General features: G+C 48.3%; 1 protein-coding gene and 1 pseudogene. Both read right to left on the bottom strand.

The window, feature by feature from the left end; translation table 11 throughout:
* Nucleotides 1–424 precede the first annotated feature (424 nt).
* Nucleotides 425–1,720 (bottom strand): annotated as a pseudogene (locus tag Q0614_RS03975) (TonB-dependent siderophore receptor); the annotation flags it as partial.
* 15 nt (nt 1,721–1,735) lie between these two features.
* Nucleotides 1,736–2,465, bottom strand: a 730-nt coding sequence (locus tag Q0614_RS03970; protein WP_298786695.1) for a TonB-dependent receptor plug domain-containing protein, incomplete at its 5' end; no start/stop codon positions are given.

Here is a 2,465-nt window from a genome sequence, read left to right as displayed (position 1 = left end):
AGACTAAAACCAAGCGCGAGCAGCAGCAGCGCCCACAGCTTCGCCGCGCCCTTGCGGAACCAGTGCAGACGTAGAATTTCAAAAAATTGCTTTAGCGTTTTCAAATCTTCTCTTTAAATTTTAAAATTTAGCGCCGGTTGCGGCGAGATCGCGGGATTAAATCGCGAGATTAAATTTATCGCCCTGCCCGCATCGCCTGCGATCGCCCGCGCTAATCAATCGCTAATCAACCAAATCGCAAGTTAAATTTTAATCCCGCGGCTTCGTTCAAATTTTACCCGCCTCGCTACGTGCTACTTGCGACAAAGCTTAGCCTCTCGCTTCTGCGCTCACCTCATCCGCGCCCTTATAAAGCGCGGAATTTATCCAAGGCCGCGTGCGAGGAGTTTATCCGAGTTCGCATAAGCGCAAATTTCATCCGCACCTAATATGTATAATTAAGCGTTAGCATAAAATTCCGCGGCTCGCCATAGTAGTTGTTATGTCCCGCGACGCGATTTTGCGTGTTTTGAAAATACTTCTTATCCGTGATGTTTTTGACCGCAAAATTTACGCTAAAGTGTTTGTCGAAATGATAGCCGACGTTCGCGTCCCACAGCGCGTAAGCCTTTTGCGGCGCGGCGTAATACGCAACGTTTTCGCGATATATCGAAGCAGTTTTGCTCTGATAGCGCATGCCGGCGCCCAAAGTAACCTTACGATTTTCGCCGAGCGGAATTTCATAGTTCGTATAGAGCTTAAACAGATGCTTCGGAATGTAGCGTTTGGCGTTTGCGCCCTTGCTATAATCGACCGCTGCGGAGGTTCTTTCCGTCTTTAAATAGACGCTGCGGTTGAAAGTATATCCTGCGAATAATTTCCAATTCTCAGTAAGCGAGCCTTGTAGCTCGGCATCCACGCCTCGGCTTCGCACCTTGCCCTCGGCGATGGAGTAGTTTGTATTAAGAGGATCGCTCATCGCCCTATTTTTCTGAATGATCTGAAATAGCGCGACATTCGTATTAAGCGCGCCGTCAAAAAATTCTCCCTTCACGCCGGTTTCTAAATTATAGCCGACGACGGGATCTAAAATTTTACCGTCTTTATCGCGCGCGGCTTGCGGCTTAAAAATTTCGGCATAGCTTGCGTACCACGAAAAATTATCCGCAAAATCCCAGACCACTCCCGCATACGGCGTAAAATCCGATTTACTAGGGCTTGCGCTATGTGAAGCCGTACCGCGCAAAATATTATAATAATACCTGCTATAGGCTACTTTCGAAAAGCGCCCACCGAGCAAAAAGTGAAAATCGTCGGTTAAATTTAATCTAGTCCCGAGCGAGATCGCGCGCTGTTTTATGGTAGTGGAGCTTCTGTCTTTAAATGTAGCGGCACTGCTCCAATCGGGCTGAGCGATCCTTGAGCGGTCCCAATTATAAATGTTCATCCCCAGTGACGCCATAGACGAATCTCTCGTCCTAGTCTCGCGCCAATTAAGCTTTTCGTTGCTAAGCGAGCCGTTTAAGAAAAAGTCGTGCTTCTGCCCAAATGCTTCGAATTTACCATCTAGTCCCGTTTGAAACCCGATCTCTTTGGAGTCGTTATCGTAAATTCTATATCGCACCGTATGCGACGTGGTGCCGTTGTAAGGATCTGCCCCGCCGAGCGCTCCGAATTTTAACATGCTATCGCTATCGGTATAATTGAGCCTCGCATAGGCTTTCAGATCATCGCTAAATTCGTGCGAAAGTTCGCTTTAGGCGTTAAATTTTTTATATTCACTTCTGTCCCAATCCGAGCTGAAGTAGCTTCTGCGCGGTAAATTCAGTAAATTTCCATGATTGTCTAAAACGGGCACGCCGTAAATATCATAGACGCCGACGGTTTTTTGCCACAAAAATCCCGCGCTAAGAAGCGTCTTATCGGCCACGTCAAATTCCGTCGAAACGCCGATACCTTCGCGATAGCCGTTGCGCGGATAGTCCTTAAACGAGCCCGTTTTACTTAAAATTCCGATCAGCCGCGCGCGTGCCGTACCGCTTTGATTTATCGCATCCGTTACGTCGATCATACCGCGATAATTATCCCAGCTACCGCCGCTTAGACTTGCGTTAAAGCCGAACTGATCGCTCGGACGCTTTCGGATTAAATTTATCGTACCGCCGGGCTCGCCGTTGCTTTGCGTAAGGCCCGCTACGCCGCGCAGAACCTCGACGCGATCGTAGAATTCCAAATCGGTAAATTCCTTCGATGAGCCAAGAGGCCCGAACACGGAGCTAGAAACCGAGCTTGCGATGCCGTCTTCTTGGATATTATCGACATAAAAGCCGCGCGAGACGATGCGATTGCCGCCTGCGTCGTTATTTAGCGAAATGCCGGTGGCGTATTTTGAAAGAGCCTCTTCGGCGTTGTGTAAGCTCAGATCTTTTAAAAGCTGATTGGAGATGACGCTTATGGATTGCGGCGTCTCTCTTATGCTTAAATTT

This window comes from uncultured Campylobacter sp. (genome assembly GCF_937997595.1).
In the GTDB taxonomy this organism is placed as follows: Bacteria; Campylobacterota; Campylobacteria; order Campylobacterales; family Campylobacteraceae; genus Campylobacter_B.
This window is presented reverse-complemented; position numbering and strand designations above follow the sequence as displayed.